The organism is Neisseria sp. P0021.S006 (assembly GCF_051956895.1).
In genome coordinates this window covers 1-1856 of sequence record NZ_JBQCWZ010000226.1, presented here as the reverse complement: position 1 = coordinate 1856, position 1856 = coordinate 1, and the positions used below count along the sequence as shown (strand labels likewise).

Annotated in this window: 2 protein-coding genes; both read left to right on the top strand. The window is 49.1% G+C overall.

Features of this window, described 5'->3' with window-relative positions:
• Positions 1 to 141: 141 nt before the first annotated feature.
• Positions 142 to 504: an adenosylmethionine decarboxylase gene (gene speD, locus ACTHUM_RS12815; RefSeq protein WP_107768871.1), complete on the top strand. Its 363-nt coding sequence runs from the start codon at positions 142 to 144 to the stop codon at positions 502 to 504.
• A 198-nt stretch (positions 505 to 702) separates the two neighbouring features.
• On the top strand, positions 703 to 1856 hold a 1154-nt coding region (locus ACTHUM_RS12810), incomplete at its 3' end, for an NAD(P)-binding protein (protein WP_440403034.1).

Here is a 1856-nt window from a genome sequence, read left to right as displayed (position 1 = left end):
GTCAAGAATCACTTACATCATTTTCAGCACCATCATCATCGTCATCTACATGATCATCAGCTACGGCTCTTCCGACTCCGACGGCTCGCGTATGCACTCCGGCGGCTATTACGGCGGCAGCGGTTATTCCGGAGGCCATAAATGACCCATGCACCCGGTAATCATGGCCTATTGGACTTATACGGTTGCGACGAAGCCATCTTAAAAGATGAAGGCCGTCTGAAAACCGCTTTGGCAGCTGCTGCACAAGCCGCAGAAGCCACCATATTAACCGAACATTTCCACACCTTCGGCGGCGCAGGCGGCGTAACCGGCGTTTTACTGCTCGCCGAGTCCCATATCAGTATCCACACTTGGCCGGAACACCGCTTCGCCGCCATTGATGCATTTATCTGCGGCGGCATGAAATTGGAAAAAGTGAAGGAAATCTTGTGCAGGGAGTTGGCGGCGGAACGGGTGGATTGGACGGTTGTAAATAGAGGCAGTGATTTGACTTTATTTTAGTTTTATCAATATTGGCAAGAGGGGCAAAAGTTCAACGCCAAGCATACGCCATTTGATATTTCAGGAGATGTTAATTTATTGCTGGTTAAGTGTTATCGGTTCTATAACATGAAGGCATTTGGAAATAATGGGTATCTTACAGAGAAAAGGGTGTATGACTTGCTTTCCTAAAAAAATACTGAAAAGCAATAATTTATTATGCTAACCCGCCGTCAATTTCTCAGTTATACCGCCGCGCTTGGTGCCGCTTCTGCTTTCTCTTGGCAGACTTACAAATACCTCAACCGCAAACCGCCGGTTTCTATTAACCGTGTCGGCTTGCCGTTGGGGCATTTGTTGCGCGATCGGGAATTGTTGCAAGCGCCGCCCCGTCGTTATGAATGCAATACGTTGATACTCGGCGGCGGTGCGGCTGGGTTGGGGGCGTTGTGGTATTTGGCGAAGCATAATCACTGCGATGTATTGTTGGCAGAAGGGTTTGAACGCAATGGCAACAATGCTGCCTATACGTCTTCAGACGGCCTGAAAGCGCCGAGCGGTGCGCATTATTTGGCTTTGCCGTCGAAAGAAAGCGTGTATGTGCGCGAGATGTTGGTAGATTTCGGTATCTTGCAGTCGGACGGCAGCTTTAGGGAAACCGATTTGGTCTATGCGCCCGAATCGCGCCTCTTATATCAGGATAAATGGGTGGAACATTTATTGCCGAAAGAAGATGCGGATTCCAAACGGTTTTTTGATTTAATCGGCCGTCTGAAACAGTCTTACGGCGATGACGGTAAGAAAATTTTTGCTATTCCGATTGCGCTGTCATCGGCAGATGAGACATGGCGCAAACTCGATCATCTGACGTTTAAACAATGGCTTGATCAAGAGGACTACCACTCGCCTGAGCTTTTATGGTATCTCGATTATTGTTGCCGCGACGATTACGGACAAGGCATTGGGCAAGTGTCTGCCTTTGCCGGGCTGCATTATTTTGCCGCCCGCAACAATGCAGAAACCGTCCTCACTTGGCCCGAAGGTTTGGCACATCTTTCTGAAAACCTGCGCCGTCATGCCGGTTTGCAAGAAGGTTGGCAATGGCCGTCTGAAAATAGTATCCGTTTGGAGAAACCTGCTTCGGTTAATGCTTCTGCCGTCAAAATCAAACCGCTTTCAGACGGCCGGATTGAAGTGTGGCTGCGTGATAATGCAAAAGGGGAAACCGTTGCTGTCACCGCGCAACACGTTATCTCCGCCATGCCGCTGATGGTTGCCGCCTGCATTATTGAATTTCCCGAACAATTTGGTCTGGACATCCCAGAATACGCGCCATGGCTGGTTTCTAATTTTGAACTGCACAGTTTCCCGAA

Excerpts from the sequence above, each read along its gene's own strand:
- speD (WP_107768871.1), top strand. The coding sequence starts at position 142 with ATGACCCATGCACCCGGTAATCATGGCCTATTGGACTTATACGGTTGC.